At 57.6% G+C, this 17,812-nt stretch carries 15 protein-coding genes; 12 read left to right on the forward strand and 3 right to left on the reverse strand.

Features of this window, described 5'->3' with window-relative positions; translation table 11 throughout:
- The 7 genes from AAAB35_RS20430 to AAAB35_RS20460 all read left to right on the forward strand — a co-directional run.
- A partial coding sequence (locus tag AAAB35_RS20430) for an alpha/beta hydrolase (protein WP_340670106.1) occupies positions 1-1,272 on the forward strand: 1,272 nt, incomplete at its 5' end.
- 89 nt (positions 1,273-1,361) lie between these two features.
- Positions 1,362-1,898, forward strand: a complete 537-nt coding sequence (locus AAAB35_RS20435) for a DedA family protein (protein ID WP_340670107.1) — start codon at positions 1,362-1,364, stop codon at positions 1,896-1,898.
- 133 nt (positions 1,899-2,031) lie between these two features.
- Positions 2,032-2,298 carry a DUF2277 domain-containing protein gene (locus tag AAAB35_RS20440; protein WP_340670108.1) on the forward strand — a complete coding sequence of 89 codons (267 nt, stop codon included), beginning with the start codon at positions 2,032-2,034 and terminating at the stop codon, positions 2,296-2,298.
- A 159-nt stretch (positions 2,299-2,457) separates the two neighbouring features.
- Complete coding sequence (locus AAAB35_RS20445; protein WP_340670109.1) at positions 2,458-2,841, forward strand: hypothetical protein; 384 nt, start codon at positions 2,458-2,460, stop codon at positions 2,839-2,841.
- Positions 2,842-2,920: 79 nt separating this feature from the next.
- The gene (locus AAAB35_RS20450) at positions 2,921-3,595 is read left to right on the forward strand and encodes a methyltransferase (RefSeq protein WP_340670110.1); all 675 of its coding nucleotides are present in this window, start codon (positions 2,921-2,923) and stop codon (positions 3,593-3,595) included.
- Between the two features lie 29 nt (positions 3,596-3,624).
- Positions 3,625-4,521, forward strand: coding sequence for an alpha/beta hydrolase-fold protein (locus tag AAAB35_RS20455; protein WP_340670111.1), 897 nt, complete (start codon positions 3,625-3,627; stop codon positions 4,519-4,521).
- A complete protein-coding gene (locus AAAB35_RS20460; RefSeq protein ID WP_340670112.1) occupies positions 4,518-5,294 on the forward strand; it encodes a 4'-phosphopantetheinyl transferase superfamily protein in 777 nt (258 codons plus the stop codon). The genes AAAB35_RS20455 and AAAB35_RS20460 overlap by 4 nt, the downstream gene beginning before the upstream one ends.
- On the opposite strand, the gene AAAB35_RS20465 is transcribed toward AAAB35_RS20460, so the two are convergent.
- The 3 genes from AAAB35_RS20465 to AAAB35_RS20475 are packed head-to-tail and all read right to left on the reverse strand — an operon-like array spanning position 5,288 to position 10,893.
- Entirely contained in the window at positions 5,288-6,634 is a 1,347-nt protein-coding gene (locus AAAB35_RS20465) for a SidA/IucD/PvdA family monooxygenase (protein ID WP_340670113.1), read from the reverse strand. The genes AAAB35_RS20460 and AAAB35_RS20465 overlap by 7 nt on opposite strands.
- 40 nt (positions 6,635-6,674) lie before the next feature.
- The gene (locus AAAB35_RS20470; protein WP_340670114.1) at positions 6,675-10,652 is read right to left on the reverse strand and encodes an amino acid adenylation domain-containing protein; all 3,978 of its coding nucleotides are present in this window, start codon (positions 10,650-10,652) and stop codon (positions 6,675-6,677) included.
- Between the two features lie 37 nt (positions 10,653-10,689).
- Positions 10,690-10,893: an MbtH family NRPS accessory protein gene (locus AAAB35_RS20475; protein WP_340670134.1), complete on the reverse strand. Its 204-nt coding sequence runs from the start codon at positions 10,891-10,893 to the stop codon at positions 10,690-10,692.
- 176 nt (positions 10,894-11,069) lie between these two features.
- On the opposite strand from AAAB35_RS20475, the gene AAAB35_RS20480 reads away from it, so the two are divergent.
- The 5 genes from AAAB35_RS20480 to AAAB35_RS20500 all read left to right on the forward strand — a co-directional run bounded on the left by AAAB35_RS20480 (position 11,070) and on the right by AAAB35_RS20500 (position 17,812).
- Positions 11,070-12,095, forward strand: coding sequence for a GNAT family N-acetyltransferase (locus tag AAAB35_RS20480; RefSeq protein WP_340670115.1), 1,026 nt, complete (start codon positions 11,070-11,072; stop codon positions 12,093-12,095).
- Positions 12,092-13,495 carry an MATE family efflux transporter gene (locus tag AAAB35_RS20485; protein WP_340670116.1) on the forward strand — a complete coding sequence of 468 codons (1,404 nt, stop codon included), beginning with the start codon at positions 12,092-12,094 and terminating at the stop codon, positions 13,493-13,495. The genes AAAB35_RS20480 and AAAB35_RS20485 overlap by 4 nt, the downstream gene beginning before the upstream one ends.
- Positions 13,492-14,676: a PLP-dependent transferase gene (locus AAAB35_RS20490; protein ID WP_340670117.1), complete on the forward strand. Its 1,185-nt coding sequence runs from the start codon at positions 13,492-13,494 to the stop codon at positions 14,674-14,676. The genes AAAB35_RS20485 and AAAB35_RS20490 overlap by 4 nt, the downstream gene beginning before the upstream one ends.
- Before the next feature lie 258 nt (positions 14,677-14,934).
- Positions 14,935-17,019, forward strand: coding sequence for a TonB-dependent siderophore receptor (locus tag AAAB35_RS20495; RefSeq protein WP_340670118.1), 2,085 nt, complete (start codon positions 14,935-14,937; stop codon positions 17,017-17,019).
- Positions 17,020-17,032: 13 nt separating this feature from the next.
- Entirely contained in the window at positions 17,033-17,812 is a 780-nt protein-coding gene (locus AAAB35_RS20500) for an ATP-binding cassette domain-containing protein (RefSeq protein WP_340670119.1), read from the forward strand.

Below are 17,812 nucleotides of genomic sequence, written 5' to 3' on the forward strand. Positions count from 1 at the left end.
GGACAACCGGCACGCATCGAAACCCGCAGCGATATCGACGAATGGTGGAGCTTCATCGATACTGGCGCTTGGCTGCGCGGGCGGCGCCTCGTCGTAGTCGACCAGCGCGGTGTCGGTCTGTCGAAGCCGTCATTGAGCTGCGCGGCGCAGTACAGTGCAAAGGTCTGGGCTGGCATAGTGTCCCGCCCCGAGGAATTTATCGATTTCGACCGGGCACAACAGAATGAGGTCAAGGCCTGCCGTGACGCCCTTATCAGCAAACATATTGATCTGACCGCCTATAATACCTCCGAGAATGCAGCCGACATTCACGATCTGCGCATCGCTCTCAATATCGACAGGTGGGTGGTCTTCGGCATTTCCTACGGGACGAAGCTTGCCCTGCAGGTGCTCGAAGACAATCCCGAGAACCTCGTCGCAGTCGTCCTCGATTCCACACTACCGCTCGACGTCGACTACGTCAGTCAAGACGCTGCTAATTTCGACGGAGTCCTGAAGAAACTCGAGAAAGATTGCGGCATGCGCCGCGAATGCACGTCGAGCCTCAAAACGATGATCAGCGAGATTGTCGAACAACTCGACGCCCAGCCCGTGCTTCTTCGCCTCAGGGCCGAGGGTGAACCGACTTCTTTCACGCGCGTGTCGGGCAATGACTTTCTGGAGGTCCTCTTCGGCCAGTTTTACAATCGCGACTCGATTGAACTCCTGCCCGATTTGATCAAGCGGACTGCCGATCAGGACTATGGTCCACTTGCCGAGGCGATTGGCCTCGATGGTCTTCAGGATGGCGACGACGCGTTCGCCGATGGGATGCACCTTTCGATTGTTTGCAATGACGGCGTCGCGTCTGCGGCGTCCCTGACTGCCTTCCCGCTGTTGGACCGCTGGGCGCAGAACAATTTCTATAGCTGGGCATGCCCCCTGTGGCCTAAGCCCAAGCCGGCGCGGGTCCACAAGTCCCTGGCACAGAACAGGGTGCCGGTTCTGCTGCTAGCCGGCGACTACGATCCCGCAACGCCAACCAGTTGGGCCGAGCGTGTCGTCATGGCAACGGGTCACAGTCAATTGGTACTGTTCCGCGGCGTCGGTCACGATGTGCTTGATACGACCGAGTGCGGTGGCGAGGTCGTCGCCGACTTCCTCAGCAATCCCAATGCGAAGGTCAGTACGCCCTGCATCAATGAACTAAGCGAGCCGGAATTCGCTCCTCCGGTCGATAAACCCGGTGTGGTACTAACCGGATCATCGCAGGCCGGAATGCTGCACAAATAGGCGATCACCGCAGGTTCGACAATCTTTCCATTCGCATCGCGAATGGCTAGGGTGACCTGCTGAAAGATGCCGAACAGGATGCAACCCTCTTGCAATTGCTTACCGATGGAACATCGTTCATCGAGCCGTACATACGTCAGTATGGCCTCTACGCCATCTTCGTCGTCGTCTATCTGGAATCGCTGGGCGCCCCGCTGCCCGGAGAAAGTGGGCTTGTAGCGGCAGCGCTCCTCGCAACTCACGGCGATTTTGCCATCATGGAACTCTTCCTGGCCGTATGGGTTGCAGCCGTCATTGGTGATAGCACGGGCTACGCCATTGGACATTTCGGTGGGCGTCCGTTACTTCACCGATACGGCTGGATCGTCCGCCTGACGCCGGAGCGGCAACGGACATTGGAGGAACTCTTTGCGAAGCGTGGTCCGATCATTGTTTTTGGAGCGCGCTTCGTCGTCGTGCTCAGGCAATTGAACGGCCTTATCGCGGGCTCCGTAGGAATGCATTTCGAGCGCTTTTTCATTGCCAATGCGCTGGGCGGCCTCCTCTGGGCGGGCGTCTGGACCTTCGGGCCGTATTTCCTCGGAGATGCGTTTGTTCAATGGCGGCACTGGAGTGGTGCGGCTTGAGCGGTTTCTTCGACCGGCACAATCGTCCTAGCGTTATACCGACAACCACGCTTCGATTCCACTTCGCCGCCATTTGTGGTATCTGGTTCGGTTAGGCCGACTTATCTTTTGTTGTCAGAACAGGAAGACAGCCATGTGCCGCAACATCAAGACACTCTTCAATTTCGAACCCCCGGCAACGCAGGACGAAATCGATGCGTCCGCGCTGCAATTCGTCCGTAAGCTTTCAGGGTTTAACAAACCGTCCCAGGCGAATGCCGAAGCGTTTGACCGTGCCGTGGCAGAGGTTTCGGCGGCCGCCCGTCGCCTGCTTTCCTCGCTCCATACCCACGCTCCGGCACGTGACCGGGACGTGGAGGCCGAAAAACTGCGCGAGCGCTCGCGGGTGCGATTTGCTTAGTGCAAGGCAGAATGGGCGCCATAATGGGAAGAGACTGGCATGCGCAAATGGTGCATTCTTGGAAGTTTCGTCGCCGCGATAAAGCTCGGCGCGGTGCCTGCTCTTGCGCAACGGGCTGATGTCGACCCGGCGACTAATGGCGAAACATGCGGTCGGGCGATGGGCGCCTATGCGCTCGGAGTCCAGGATTATTTAGATGCAAAGTTCGCCCTCGACCGGGCGATCCAGCTTCTGGCTTCCGCCCGTTATTCGAGCATCGTCGGGAAAATGAAAATCAACGTGGCACGGCAAGAGTCAGACCTTGCGCATGCGCTGCCTCGCTACGTTGCGACGCTTGGCCCGGCCTACGCGGCCATCGCTTCGATGGATACAAACTGTTCCATTAATGCGATTACGCCGCCGCGTCGGTTGCCTTCCACTGGGCGATTTAAACAAAGGTTGGACGGCGACCTGTCATTGCTCTTGCGCAGCGGCGTCGACCGGCTTGCGGATGATCAGATGGCGGATACCAAGAAGATGTTTGACGACCGCAACAAGAAATGACGCGACTTAAAGGTCTCTCATGTTCAGGTCCCCATCCATCAGACCATGACCTGCCGATCCTGATCAAGGATACCCGAATTTGCACTCCAACAAATCAAGCGTCGGCACGGACGTAAAATCATTCATTACAGCGAATATGCAGGTCCGTCCGGTCCCACACATTCCCGAACTGAGCCTTTACAAAGCGCATCCTGGAAGCGGCCTATGGCGGATTGTCGATCCTGAGCACGATAATCCACCCTATTGGGCGTATCATTGGGCTGGCGGGGCTGTTCTTGCCCGTCACATCCTCGACCAACCGGAAACCGTGAGGGGTATGCGCGTTCTCGATCTCGGTTCAGGCTCCGGCGTTGTCGGCATCGCCGCTGCAAAGGCTGGCGCAAGCGAGGTAATTGCCGCTGACACCGATGCAAACGCGATCGCCGCCACGAAGCTCAACGCACGCATTAACGGTGTACGCGTCAAAACGATCCTTGCCGACCTTACAATCGGCGATCCACCTCGGGTTGATCTGATTGCTATAGGTGACCTTTTTTACAACGAACTCCTTGCCCGAAAGGTCACCGAGTTTCTCCGCCGTTGCGCCGACGCGGGCATCGAGGTCCTCGTCGGCGATCCGGGTCGCACATACTTGCCCCGCTCGCACCTTCGCCTCGTTGCTCAGTATCACGTGAGCGACTTTGCCGACGGTGCACAAGTGAAACCAAGTTCGGTTTTTTCGTTCGAGAGCCGCAGCGAAATAAATATTGACTGATATTATCATGTTTATTAACCCCATGGATCATGACAGGATTTCCAAACAGCAATGCTGCGCCGATTGGCGGGACCACTTTCCGCGATATCGTGTCAGCGCAGAACGGAGCGACCTACCGGGTCTTCATCCACCAACCTGATGGCGAAGCGCCGGCGGCAGGCTGGCCGGTCATATACATGACTGACGGCAATGCAGTAATCGGGACCGCGGTGGACGTCATTCGAGCCCAGTCAAATTACCCGAGCGGAACCAATGTCGCACCTGGTGTGATCGTGACGATCGGTTATCCGGTTGACGCAGCGTATGATCCCTTGCGCCGCTCCTGGGATCTTGGCCTGCCACCCGGAAAGACCTATCCGCCCTTCTTCGAGAGCAGCCCATCCGTGAAAACAGGCGGGGCGGAGGAGTTCATCAGTTTCATCGAGGACCAGATCAAACCGATGATCGAGGCGGCATTGCCAATCGATCGCGCCCGCCAGGCGCTGTTCGGCCATTCGTTCGGCGGTCTTTTTGTGCTCTATACGCTCTTCACCCGGCCGACAGCGTTTACGACATGGATCGCGGCAAGCCCGTCGATCTATTGGGAGGACCGTGTGATCGAGCAATACTATCCGGGTTTTGCGACATCGCCCGCCACGAATGCGAATGCCGCATTGTTTCTCTCGTGCGGTGAGTATGAGACCGACAAACTGGCGCCCTTCCAGATTGGCGCGGCGGATGAGGCGGAGCGTCTAGCCCAAAAAAAGGTCACCCTCAATGATGTGCTTGCAATGGAATTGCGCGATCGCCTGAACGGTTTGCCAGAGCGGCCGCTCCGGGTCACCTTCGAAATTCACCCCGGCGAAAACCACATGTCGCTGCTTCCCGTCGCCGTCAATCGCGCCATCCAGCACGCCTTCGCCATCCGCAAATCGCAGACAGGATGAGCGCTGGTGCTCTGATGCTGCCGTGCGAGCCTTTGGAAGGACTGCCCCGAGCGATCCCGATCAATACGGACGCGGCCAGCATCGACATCTGGTGGTGGGCCTATGACAGCCATATGAATTGGCGCAAGGCACTGTCCTGCCTCGCGCAGGATGAGCGGAACCGCGCCGAGGCCTTTCGATTTGAGCGCGATGCGGTGAGCTTCGTGGCTGGCCGGTGCCTGCAACGCAGCGTCCTTTCGGCCTATACGGGAACACCAGCGGATGAACTTGTCTTTACCACCGGCGTGAACGGCAAGCCGACCCTTGTCGGCGGTCAAGAAAGCGTCATCTTCAACCTTTCAAATGCGCAGGGGCTGGTCGTTCTTGCGATCGGCAGCAAATGCCAGACCGTAGGGATAGATGCCGAATCGCTGTCAGCGACGATCCAGGCGACCGCAGCCTCGATGATTTGCTCAAGCGCCGAACTGTCGTATTTGTCGAGGCTTCGAGGTGAAGCGCACCAGTCCGCACTACTCGCGTTCTGGGTCTTGAAGGAGAGTTACCTAAAAGCGAAGGGCATAGGTCTGGGTCAAGCGCTTGATCAGATCACTGTCCGCCTCGATCCTGAAACCCAGGAAATCCGCGTCGACGATGACGTCATTCATGCGACCCCGTGTCAACATCGGCTGTTCTTGGCACCGAGGGGCCACCTCGTTGCAGTCTCTGTCGCGACGGATCAGGCAAAGTTGCTGTTTCGCCAGCATGTAATGCCTGATCCGGACGATTTTCAGTAATCGACGGCCACCGAGAGTCCCACGGCATCATGGCCCATCGACAGCCAGTTCACCTGATAGTCATGCGGTTCGAGATCGAAATGATCGGTTTCAAGCAGCGCATTGATGATGTGGGCGCTGCGCCATGCCATGAGACTTAATTGGGAATCGGCAATTCCATGGCTGTAGCGGCCGGCATTTTGCGCAAAGATTCTGTTCTGCTTTGGTCCATTCCAGTTCAGGCAATAATCGTCCCCAAGCACCGGACGGTTATTCCGATCAAGCTGAATGCGATCCTGGAGTTTCGCAAACGCGTCCGGCAGCCTGAATTGATAGCCGGTCGCAAGCACAATGGCGTCCGCATGGACCACCTCGACCCCACCATCGAAACGGTTGCGGACAATCAGGCGATAGCCGTCCTTGTCGGTCTCGACCTGAATGACGTCGCGGTTGGGTGAAAGCTTCGCATCGATCGTATGGTTCTCAAGATAGCGCAGGCTGTAGAGCCGGCGATATATGGAGTTGATCGTAGATATCGACAATCCATCGCTGGTCAGGATCGATGCCTTTAACGCTTCAAGTTTCTGGTCGCTGTTGAGATTGAGGTAAGCGTAGACATATTCCGGCGAAAACACCTGGTTGGAAAAAGCCGTATCGTTGATTGGCTCGAAATTGTGCCGGCGGCTGAACCAATTCAACTCCTTAAGTGTCGATTTCGAATTGAGGAGGGCTTCCACCACCTCGCCGCCGCTTTGTCCACCGCCAATGACTGCGATGCGGGGAGCATTGAGAGCGGGGAGGCGCCATCTGGCCTCGGAATTATGGAAGCATCGATCGCCGAGGAACGACACGGCCCAAGAGGGTACAAAGGGTGTCATTCCGGTACCGACCACGATGTTCTTCGCCGTCGCGGCGCCGTGGTCGAAACGAAGAATGAACCGATCCTTCTCAAGATCTACCTCACGTACCGTGCTATCGAAAGAAAGGCTCTTTAGCTGGCTTGCTACCCATGCAAGATATTGCGCGAATTCCCGGCGAGGCACCGCCTCATACTGGGCATTCAAGAACGCGTAGAGCCGCTTCTGTGCCACAAGATAGGCAATGAAGGACCAGCGACTCGTCGGCATGACCGGCGTGACCAGGTCTTTCAGATAGGACGACTGGAGCTCGACATCGGGCAACATCATGCCCGGATGCCAATCGAATTGCGGGCGGCTCTCATAGAAGCGGGCCCGGACGTTCGTAATGCTGTCGAGAAGTGATGCGAGACTGAGGTTCGATGGTCCAATACCGATGCCCGCCAGATCGAGAACCTCGCCGGCATGGGTTGTGCGGTTATTGCTTGCAAATATTGCGGTCATCAGAATTCCTTTCCGTGGGTCGCTGTACCACTCACAAATGTCAGAGCGCTTCCTCCAGGCGGTGCGCCAACCGACTATGAAATGCCTGCGAACCGATCACATGCAGATGGTTGGTGCCCGAAATGATCTCCGCTGGATTTGCGCGCGGCGAGTAGCGGCGCCAGTCGATGAGATTGAGACCGCGGTTTAGACTGTCGTCGGCGGCCCATGAGTGGATCGGCACGTCGTGTGGCTGCAATTGATGGCGCCTGAAAATCAGCGCGTTGTCGATGAGGATCCAGAATGTGTGTTCGCGGCTGCTGATGTCGGGCCCATCGGTCGGAAGTTCTTCCTTTTCGTCGCCGACGAAGCGCAGAAACTGGTCATAGGTATCCTTGTCCATCACCCGGAGCAGGCGGTCCCATTCGGCGCGCATGGCCGTACGTGACAGCCATTCCTGAACCATGGCGTGCAACTTGTCCCGTTCGCCGGGTTTAAAGCGCGACGCCGCGCCGATGGCGAATTCCGTACCAAGATCACAGACGTCAACCATGGTGATCAAGCGCAGATCAATCTCGTCGCCAAGGCGGCGCGCCGCCTCGTAGGCAAGCAGCCCGCCCCAGGACCAGCCAAGGAAATAGCAAGGCTGACCCTTGCTGTGGCTGCGGATGTAATCGACATAACCCTCGATGATCTCATCGACAGATGCGCCGATCTGCTTCTGCTCGGAGAGGGAGTAACAGATGAAACCGGTCGCCGGCTGGTCGACCCCGAGATAATCGACGAGCTTGACATACTCGCGCGTGCTCACAAGCAGGCCGGGGAAGCAATAGAGCATAGGCTTGGTGCCCGAGGCCCGCAGCACGATGACTTCGCTGCCGGCCTGTTCGTTGCCCGCTTCGATGACCTTGGCAAAACTGCGCACGGTCGGGTTGTTGAAGAGATCTGCAATGGTCGTGCGGTTTTGCGGCTTTTGCTGGCGCAGCGCCGAGAGGATGCGGATCGCGCCCAGCGAATTGCCGCCGATTGCAAAGAAATTGTCGTCAACGCTGATCTCGCCAAGATTGAGAATCTGCTGCCAGATCGCCAGCACTTCCGCCTCACTGGCGTTTTCTGGCTCAATGATCGTACGTTTCATGGGCGTTGGGGTCGGCAAGGCGAAACGATCGAGCTTGCTGTTGGGGTTGATCGGCAAGCTTTTCAAGGGAACGATCGCCGATGGAACCATGTAGGCCGGCAAAGCCCGTTCGAGTGCGGCGTGGATTGTCGCTACGTCGAGCTGATATCCCTGCTTCGGTACGGCGTAAGCGACGAGCATCTTTTGCCCCGTAGCCTCATCATCGCGCAGGACGACAAGGGCCTCGCCAACACCCTTCTGCTGCAACAGAGCCGCTTCGATTTCGCCGAGCTCGATGCGGTAACCGCGCAGCTTGACCTGGTGATCGACGCGGCCGACAAACTCAACGGTGCCGTCCTCGCGCCACCGGCCAAGGTCACCGGAGCGGTAAAGCCGCCCGCCTTCCTTGGAGAACGGGTCCGGAATAAACCGGTCAGCGGTCGTATCGGGCTTGCCGATATAGCCGCGCGCCATGCCTTCGCCACCAATGTAGAGTTCCCCAGTCACCCCGATCGGACAGGGATTGAGATCGGGATCGAGCACATAGACGCGGCGATTGCCGACGGCGCGGCCGATCGGAGCATAGGTTCCTTCGAATTTCTGCCCCGCTTTCACCTTCCAGACCATTGGCGTCATGATCGTCTCGGTCGGACCGTAGCCATTGATCAGCCAATCCGACTTCAGTGCCGTTGAAAGCAGGTCGAATGTCTGCTGGGCGAGGCCTTCGCCGCCGAAGGAATAGAGGCGCATCGGCGGGGCGCTGTCGTTAAGGTCGGCCCATTCGGCGAGCTGCTGCAGGTAGGTGGTGGGAATGCTGGCGTTATTGGCGCCGTGCTTGCGCATGGCGGTCAGCGTCTCTTCCGGCGTCCACAGCGGCTGGTCGGGAAGGATGATGCTGCCGCCCTCCATCAGCGGGTTCATCCACCGCTCGTGCCCTCCGTCCGAACTGAAGGGAAGGAAGGGCAATTCGCGCGAATTCTCGCTCATGCCATAAACGCGCGAGGTGTTCTGCATGTGATGGGTCAGCGGGCCGTGCTCGACCGCGACACCCTTCGGAAGGCCAGTGGAGCCCGACGTATACATGATATACGCCAGCTGGTCCTTGTGAACACGGACGCTGGGCGCTGTATCCCTTTCTTCGGAAAGGTCGAGCTTGTCGAGCTCTAGAACAGTCGCATCCAAGCCTTCGGGAATGCGGTCGAAGAGCCAGCTGTTCGTGAGGATGACCTTCACCCCGCCGTCGCGCAGAATATGGTGGTTGCGCGTCGTCGGATGGTCGGGCTCGACGGGAATGTAGGCGCCACCAGCCTTGAGGGTTGCCAGAATGCCGACGATCGCCTCCGGCGACCGCTTCACCGCAATAGCGACGCTGACTTCGGCGCCGACGCCGAGCTTAACCAGCCGGTGGGCCAGCCGATTGGCGCTCTGGTCGAGGCGGCCATGGCTCCACATCTCGTCTGCATAGATTATCGCCGTCTTGTCGGGCGTCCGCAGCGCATGCGCCGCGATATGTTCATGTACGGGACGGTCGTCGTTGATCTCGTTGTCTTCATAGGGTGCGGAGAGAAGGTCGCGTTCATCTTCCGAAACGAGTTCGATGTCCTTGACACGCCCCCGGTTGTTTTTGACCGCCTGTTCTAGCACCCGCCCAAAATGCACCCCGGCACGTTCGATCATAGCCGGTTCGTAGATATCGTCGGCACAATCAATAAGCGCGTCGAGTCCGCCTGACCGGTTGGGTGTGATAACCAGCGCCAGCTCCACGTCGGATCGTGGTGCAAGTTCATCAAGCGCGTGCGCAAGGTGGTCCGATTGTGCACGGGCAGGACGGAATTCAAACAGCGATTTTACGATGGCATCCTGCTCGCGTTCCTTGTGCGTCTGAATCTCGGCGATCAGCCGCTCATACGGGATGAGATTGTCTGTGCCTGCCGCCTCGGCGCTGGCCACAGCCCGGGCAAGATCGAGAAGTCTTGCAGCCGACGTCAGTTCAAGCTTCAGCGGCACAATTTGTTCGCCACGGCAAATCGCGGCACCGTTTGCACCTGCGTTGCCTCGCTCATGCAGCAATCCGAACTGCAAATTGTAGGTGCCGCTATAGCGGGCAAGGAGTGCAGCAAATGCGCCGGACAGGAGGCTTCGTGGGGCAAGGCCATGCGCCTCGGCATGTCGCCTGACCGCGGCCCAAAGCGAGGCTTCGAGCTGAAACCGCACATGGCAGCGCCTTGCTCCCGCGAAACCACTAGAATTGAAACGTGTCGGCAATGTCGTTGCGTTATATTCGGCACCAATCAGGCCAAGCCAATAGTCGAGCGATTGACTAAAGACGTCGCTTTCAAGAAACGCTTCCTCGCGCCCCCCGCGCTGCAAGCTCTCGTCGTCACCGTTGACAAGCGGCCTGCCTTCCACAAGGGCAATCAGCTCTCGCTGCAGCCCGGCAAGCCCGGCCGCGTCGCAGGTGATCGGATGCACGACGACGGTCCAGATCACGCCGGCACCGGTGACGATCAGCTGACAACGGCTCGAAATATCCTTGAGTAGATCAAACGGGCGGGAAACGAACTCGTGCCGCTGCTCGTTGGCTTCGGCAGCGGTCAACGGATGGCTGTCGCTTCCGAGCATTTCGATCGAAGGTGTACCGCCAACGATTGAATATTGCTCGATTCGCCCCCCTGCAAAGCGCTGGAAGCGGGTACGCAAGGCAACACGGCGTTCCACGAGTTGTAAGAATGCCTGCTGCAAAACATCGGGCGTAACCGCCACGGTCCAATGTAACGAGAGCACCTGCAGCGGAAAAACCGTGCTGTTGCCGATCTGCTCGAGAGACCAGATGCGCTTTTGTGCCAAAGTCAGCGGAAAGCTTTCCGTGCCCTGAAGAGCGCCGGAATCATTCCCTGCGGCAAGCGAGAATTGCTGGTTCATGGTTTGGCTGATCCTAGTTGACATCAAAAGGTGGGGTTCAGGCCATGGCACGGCGCAGCGCAAGGGGCCGTGGATCGCTCCAGATTTCCCTGATCATCTGAAGACAGGCATCTCGGGTGCCGCTGATTGGCTCTTTCGTCCAGCCGACCGGCACGGCCTTGTCATCGGGCCACACCGAATAGCGATCTTCCGTGTCGCGAACGACACTCCAACTCTTTGGCAAAATCTCTGGGGCGCACATTTGAAGGCTCCTTGAAACAAGACAACATGCCCAAGAGACGGAAGCGTCACGCGACGATTTAAGCGAAAGCAGAGAAAATTTTTTCAAAAGTTCTTCTAAATCGATGCGGGCATAATCCGTCTCTTCAGCAAAACCTTCAAAACCGTGTCCAGCGCTCAAGCTGCGGAGCCCTTTAAATGACGCTCATGTCCACTCTTGCCCAAAGTCACATCGTAAGCTTGCCCGCCTCCGGTGCTCCATACTTGAGAGACGGTGCGCAAAAACAAGCGGGCCGACTGGAGATTGCGACGCAAACGGACAGGTTTGGCATTTCCGTCGACGCAGTTACGCCCCGCCATTCACGACTGCGCCTGCCCTACATTCCAACAGCTGAAGTGATACCGCTCGCCTCGGCGGCAATCGAATTCCTGACTGCGCAGTCACGAGACTTTTGCGCCATCGAAATTGACAACGTTCCTTCATCCGATTTTCCCCTTGGGTCGCTCGTGGACGGCTGTGTGATGGTTGATCCCAGGACCTTCTGGCAATGGCCTTTTGCATGGATCAAGCAGCCCGCCTACCCTCATCCGCAGCTTCATGTCATGAGCAATGGTCAATACCATCCGAAGCGCGCCGCAAAGCCGACCGGCGTTGTTTACGAGAGGTTCATTCCATGGCTTGGGGAAACCCTTTCTTTTCGCGCCGCCGATCCAGAGTCGGACCTTGAATATTTTCATCGTTGGATGAACGACGAGCAGGTCAACGTAATTTGGGAGGACGGCGGCGATCGCGAGAAGCACCGCAGTATCCTCAGGGAACGTCTTGCAGATCCGCACACGCTGGCGCTGATCGGTTGCTTCAACGGTGTGCCCTTCGGCTATTTCGAAGTCTACTGGGCCAAGGAGAACCGCCTTGGACCCTATTACGACGCTGAGGATTACGATCGCGGCTGGCATGTGGCAGTCGGCGAACCGGCCTATCGGGGCAAGCAGTGGCTCAAGGCATGGCTCCCGTCACTGATGCATTTCATCTTTCTCGACGATCCGCGCACGCAGCGCATCGTCGGTGAACCGCGCGCAAGCCACGAACAGCAAATCCGCAATCTCGACCGCTCCGGTTTCGCCAAGGTCAAGCATTTCGATTTTCCGCACAAGCGGGCGATGCTGGTGATGCTGGCGCGCGAACGCTTTTTTGGCGATCACCTTTGGGTGCCCGCCGCATGAGCATGAAATCGAAGCGGGCTTATTTTGCCCCCGAAGACCTCAACGATCCCGCGTTGGCTCGTTTGATCTTCCGCCTTGGTCTGCCGGCCGTCGCGGGTCTTTCGATCAATGCGGTGCATCATACGATCAACATGGTCTTCGTCGGCATGATCGGCAGCCAGGAAATCGCGGCAATTACAGTCGTTCTTCCGATCCTGATGATGATTGGCGCGATAGGGGAGGGTCTCGGCGTCGGCGTCGCCACCGCCGTTGGCCGCGCACTCGGCTCAGGTCAACCTGAGCGAGCCAATGTCATAGCTTCGACCTTCGTCGTTCTGGCGATACCGCTCGGCCTTGTCATGACGGGCGGAATTCTCCTGTTCAAACGCGAATTGCTCGTCCTGTTTGGCGCCAGCGAGGTCGTCCTGCCGCTCGCCGAACACTATCTGTCGATCGTGGCGTTCTCGGTGACGCTGACAATGCTGCAAATCCTTTCGGACTTCATCGCGATATCGGAGGGAAATACGCGGTTCAGCATGTGGACGCTGATCGGTTGCTTCGCACTCAACATCATCCTCGACCCCATTATGATTTTCTGGTTCGGCTTCGGCCTGGCCGGTGCTGCGGTTGCGACGATGCTCTCGCAAATGGCAGCGCTTGCCGCCTACTTCATCTATTTCCACAGGCGGCTTGGCACGCTGCATCTCGCCGCGCGATTTGCCGCAATCCGCGTTGCCGTGCTCAAACCAGTGCTGATGATCGGCCTGCCGACAACCGTGACGAGCATGCTGAGCAGCATTAGCTTCGCGGTTTTGTTTGCCTTTGCCGGTCTTTATCGAGGCGACATCGGTATTGCGGGTATCGGCATCGCCATGCGAATTCTGACCCTTGGTATGCTGCCCGTCATCGGACTATCGCTTGGTGGTCAGGCGGTATTGAGCTTCGCCTGGGGTGCGCGCAATCCCAAACGTTTTGTGGCGGCCGTCAATATCCTGCTGAAGCTTACGTCAGGTTTTGCGGTAATCTACGGGATCAGCGCCGTCATCTTGCGCTATCCGATCGGAGCGATCTTCACAAACGATGCCGAAATTGCCGATGTTGCGGCGATCACGATTGTCTTCACCCACATTCCCTTCATCTTCTTCGGATTGCGGCAGATTCTCGTTGTCCTGCTGCAAGCGCAGGAGAGGGCGCGTCTAGCAGCCTTCGTCAGCGCGGCGCAAAACGGACTGCTGCTTTTGCCGCCCTTGCTTGTCCTGCCGCGGCTTCTTGGTTTTGATGGAGTTCTCGCCAGCCTGTTTCTTGCCCCGGCGCTTACGACAATCCTGTCAACGGTCATTTTCGTTGGGGTTCAGCGCCAGCTCCGCGGTCGCTTGCCAGTTCCAGTTTTCAACCGAACCGTGTCTGAGAGGGCATCATGAACAAAACCATGCCACCCCAAGAATTCGATCTCGCCATGACGGACGATTTATTCTCGCCGGTCGACGAGGCAGCGTTCAATGCGGTTTCTCCGCCGATTTTCCAAACCTCGCTGTTTACCTACGACAGCTATGAAGCGATGGAAGATGTCTTTGCCGGCCGGTCGCGCAACTACATCTACTCGCGCGGCGATAATCCGACCGTACGCGAATTCGAACTATTGACGGCGCGGCTTGAGGGCGCCGAAGACGGGCGCGGCTTCTCTAGCGGCACGGCGGCCATAACGGCAACGATCCTCAGCCTTGTTGAAGCCGGGGACCGGATCGTTGCCGTGCAGCACCTCTATAACGACATTTACCGCCTGTTCGTGAAGCTGCTCGCCCGTTTTGGTGTGGCGGTGGATTTCGTCGATCCATCCAACCATGACGAGGTGAGGGCGGCACTGCCCGGCGCAAGACTTCTCTATCTCGAAAACCCGACCTCGATGGTTTTCGAGCTCCAGGATATCGAGGCGCTGGCTTCGATGGCGAAGGAATATGGCGTGACGACAGTCATCGACAATTCCTGGGCGACGCCGCTCTTTCAAAAGCCGATCCAGCACGGCGTCGATATCGTCATTCACGCTGCGTCCAAATATCTCGGCGGCCACAGCGATACCGTGGCGGGCGTGGTCGTAGGTCCGCGTGATCTGATCGCCAGGATCAACAGTTCAACCTACCCCTATGTCGGAGCCAAGCTCTCGCCATTTGAGGCATGGCTGCTCCTGCGCGGCATGCGCACGCTGAAGGTTCGCCTGAAGGAGCACCAGCATAACGGGCTGGTACTCGCAAAGCATCTGCAGCAGCATGCGGATATCGCGCTCGTTCGGCATCCGGCATTTTCCGATCATCACGGCAGAAAGACGCTGACGGGCTTTTCCGGCCTTTTCGCCTTCGACCTCAATCCGGATATCGACGTCGCGCGATTCGTCAATTCGCTCCGTCACATCCGGCTCGGTGTCAGTTGGGGCGGCCCGGAGACCCTGGTCGTACCGGCCAAAGCGGCGCTGCAGATAGCGGATCGAATGACCTCGTTCGTCCGCTTCGGTGTCAATCCGCAGACCATTCGCTTTGCTGTTGGCCTCGAGGATGCAGACGTGATCTGGGCCGATATTGAACAGGCGCTTCAACAGGCGCGGTTGTAGCATTTGCGCCACACCATTTGGTTCAACTACAAGGTGCAGGAAAAAACTCTGCGTTTTGGCGATCCCGTCTTGACTTCATTAACATGACAAATGTAGTCATGTTTGAACATGAGTACATAACTCATATAATTTCTCAAGCAGTGTCAATGTATTACGGGGGTGGACATGCGAGGTTGCAGGACGGGTTTGTGGGCTGTCAATTCAGTGCGGTGTAAGCGCTGCACGCGTCAGTTGCTCTCAATATCCATTGTCGGTTTGATGATCTCAGGTTCCGCCATCGCGCAGGAAGCTGGCACCGGCAACATCCAGCTGAATACGATCGTCATTGATGGCGACACTAGCCCCGTCGGCCCGGACAAGGGCTACATTGCGAAAAACACGTTCACTGGCTCAAAAACCGATACGCCAATACGGGAAATACCGCAGTCGATATCCGTTGTCACCCGCGAGCAGATGGATGACCGCATTAGCGATCGCGTCGAAGATGCAATCGCTTACACGTCGGGCGTGACGGCATCCCCCTGGGGCGTTGACGAGCGCTTCGACCAATTTCTGATCCGCGGCTTCGATGTGGGTACTTATGCCGTATTCCGCGACGGCCTGCCGCAGAAAGCCATCGACTTCTCCGGGTTCAAGTCGGAGCCTTATGGCATGGAGCGCGTCGAAGTTCTCAAGGGTCCGTCGTCGGTTCTCTACGGGGAAAATGACGTTGCCGGCCTCGTCAACCTGGTGACGAAAAAGCCCACCACAGATCCTTTCTATAGCGCCTACGCCGGCTACGGTTCATTCAATACATATGAGGTCGGGATCGACGCCGGGGGAGCTCTCGACAAGGAGGGGGTATGGAGTTACCGCCTGACGGGACTCCTTCGCGACGGCGCGTTGGAGACGGATTTTTCGCAGAATGATCGCGTATACATCGCCCCGGCCATTACCTGGTCGCCAAGCGCCGACACATCGCTGACCATTCTTGCCAACTACCAGTGGGACAACCTCACGCCGAACAGCTTCCTCCCGGTTGCCAATCCCGCATTTCCGAATCTCCCCAAATTCTCGCGCAGCTTTACCGCGGCCCAACCCGGATTCAACGATTTCGATGCCAATCACGGAGCGATCGGCTATTTGTTCGAACATAGCTTCAACGAAGCGTGGAAAGTGCGGCAGAACCTTCGCTACTCGTCCCAGGATACCGATTACCGGCATCTCTACTATTCAAGCATGGCCGACGATACGACGATGAATCGGACGCTTTTTACCGTTGATGAAACGGCAACGATCTTCAGTGTCGACAACAACGTCGAGTATGACTACGAGAGCGCGCGCATCAAGAACACACTGTTGATGGGGCTCGACTATACGCGCCAGACCGTAGACGGCGCGAACGGCTATGATGCGGGACCTACTCTGGACATCAACGCCCCCATCTACGATCTCGATATTGAATCGCCGGCGATATACGTCGACCGCAAGCAGACGGTCGATCAGATGGGCCTTTACGCCCAGACCCAGACGAAAGTCGACGATCATTGGCTCCTGACGCTTGGCGGTCGCCAATCCTGGGTGACGAACAAGAATTTTGACCGGTTGAGCGACGTCACTGATACGCAGGACGACGACGCCTTTACCGGAAAGGCTGGTCTCGGCTACCTCTTCGATAATGGCCTGACGCCCTACATAAGCTATACGGAATCTTTCAGCCCAGTGATTGGCCAGAGTTCAACAGGCCAGACTTTCGCGCCTTCGGAAGGCAAGCAGTACGAGGCCGGTGTCAAATATGAACCGGATTATTTCCCGGGAACGGTCACTGGGTCGGTCTTCGAGATCACCAAGTCCAACGTGCTGACGCCCGATCCGGAAGATCCGACTTTCCAGGTTCAGACCGGCGAAGTGCGCCACCGCGGCTTCGAGCTTGAATCCGTTGTCAACCTGTTCCACGGCGTCAGCCTTATCGGCAGCTATACCTATCTCGATGCCGAGATCACTTCGAGCAATGTCGACGGTGAAGTGGGCAATCGCCCGGCACTAGTGCCCGAGCACCAGGCGGCGCTCTGGGCCAAATACACATTCGAAACGGGACCGCTGGAGGGGCTGAACATTGGCTCGGGCGTCCGCTATGTCGGCAGTACCTACGGCGACAATGCCAACCTTATCAAGGTGGACAGTTACACGCTGGTCGACGCGTTGATCAGCTACGAAAAGAACGGCTGGAAGGGCTCGCTCAAGGCAAGCAACCTCTTTGACAAGGAATACTATTCAACCTGTGCCAGCGACGATGTCGGTAATCCGATGTGCATCTACGGCGAGGGGCGTGCCATCAAGGCCACGCTCTCAGCGAAGTTCTGATTGGATGCAAGCGATGGCTGGAACTTCCTTCTCACTTGAGGGCATTGGCTTCGAAGTCGATGGCAGGGCCCTCTTGCAGCCGTTAACGCTGGACGTTCCAAGCGGTGAAGTTGTCGGCATTCTGGGACACAATGGTTCGGGAAAGTCGACGCTTCTGAAGATCATGGCGCGTTTTCAGTTGCCGACGGCGGGTCGGATTGAATTTGCAGGAAAGGACTTGGCTTCCTTCCGGACAAAGGACTACTCGCGCAGGGTAGCCTATTTGCCGCAGCAAACCCCCGATACCGACGGCATGACCGTCCGGGAGGTGGTCGCCCTCGGTCGCTATCCCTGGCACGGCGCGTTGGGACGATTTTCTGCCACGGACAGACTCAAGGTTGCTGACGCGCTGGCGTTGACATCAATGACCGAAATGGCGGATCGCGTCGTCGATACGCTGTCAGGCGGCGAGCGCCAGCGTGCCTTTATTGCCATGCTGATCGCGCAGGATACTGAATGCCTCTTGCTGGATGAGCCGATATCGGCGCTTGATATCAGCCACCAGATCGAAGTGATGGAACTCATCCGGATGCTGGCGCATGAGCACAACAAGACTGTTCTCATTGTCCTTCATGATATCAACATGGCGGCACGCTATTGCGACCGGCTGATCGCCCTTGCCGGCGGCCGGCTCGTGGCGCATGACGAAACCGAGGCCTTGATTACCGCCGACCGCCTCGACGCCATTTACGGGGTACGCATGGGGATTTTCCCCCACCCGCAAACGCAAGCGCCGATCAGCTACGTTCTCTAG

The organism is Phyllobacterium sp. (assembly GCF_037994425.1).
GTDB lineage: Bacteria > Pseudomonadota > Alphaproteobacteria > Rhizobiales > Rhizobiaceae > Phyllobacterium.

What these genes read in the sequence shown, in the direction of transcription:
- AAAB35_RS20440 (WP_340670108.1), top strand. Translation starts at nt 2,032, where the DNA reads ATGTGCCGCAACATCAAGACACTCTTCAATTTCGAACCCCCGGCAACG.
- AAAB35_RS20445 (WP_340670109.1), top strand. Translation starts at nt 2,458, where the DNA reads ATGGGCGCCTATGCGCTCGGAGTCCAGGATTATTTAGATGCAAAGTTC.
- AAAB35_RS20455 (WP_340670111.1), top strand. Translation starts at nt 3,625, where the DNA reads ATGACAGGATTTCCAAACAGCAATGCTGCGCCGATTGGCGGGACCACT.
- AAAB35_RS20460 (WP_340670112.1), top strand. Translation starts at nt 4,518, where the DNA reads ATGAGCGCTGGTGCTCTGATGCTGCCGTGCGAGCCTTTGGAAGGACTG.
- AAAB35_RS20465 (WP_340670113.1), bottom strand. Translation starts at nt 6,634, where the DNA reads ATGACCGCAATATTTGCAAGCAATAACCGCACAACCCATGCCGGCGAG.
- AAAB35_RS20470 (WP_340670114.1), bottom strand. Translation starts at nt 10,652, where the DNA reads ATGAACCAGCAATTCTCGCTTGCCGCAGGGAATGATTCCGGCGCTCTT.
- AAAB35_RS20475 (WP_340670134.1), bottom strand. Translation starts at nt 10,893, where the DNA reads ATGTGCGCCCCAGAGATTTTGCCAAAGAGTTGGAGTGTCGTTCGCGAC.
- AAAB35_RS20480 (WP_340670115.1), top strand. Translation starts at nt 11,070, where the DNA reads ATGACGCTCATGTCCACTCTTGCCCAAAGTCACATCGTAAGCTTGCCC.
- AAAB35_RS20485 (WP_340670116.1), top strand. Translation starts at nt 12,092, where the DNA reads ATGAGCATGAAATCGAAGCGGGCTTATTTTGCCCCCGAAGACCTCAAC.
- AAAB35_RS20490 (WP_340670117.1), top strand. Translation starts at nt 13,492, where the DNA reads ATGAACAAAACCATGCCACCCCAAGAATTCGATCTCGCCATGACGGAC.
- AAAB35_RS20495 (WP_340670118.1), top strand. Translation starts at nt 14,935, where the DNA reads ATGATCTCAGGTTCCGCCATCGCGCAGGAAGCTGGCACCGGCAACATC.
- AAAB35_RS20500 (WP_340670119.1), top strand. Translation starts at nt 17,033, where the DNA reads ATGGCTGGAACTTCCTTCTCACTTGAGGGCATTGGCTTCGAAGTCGAT.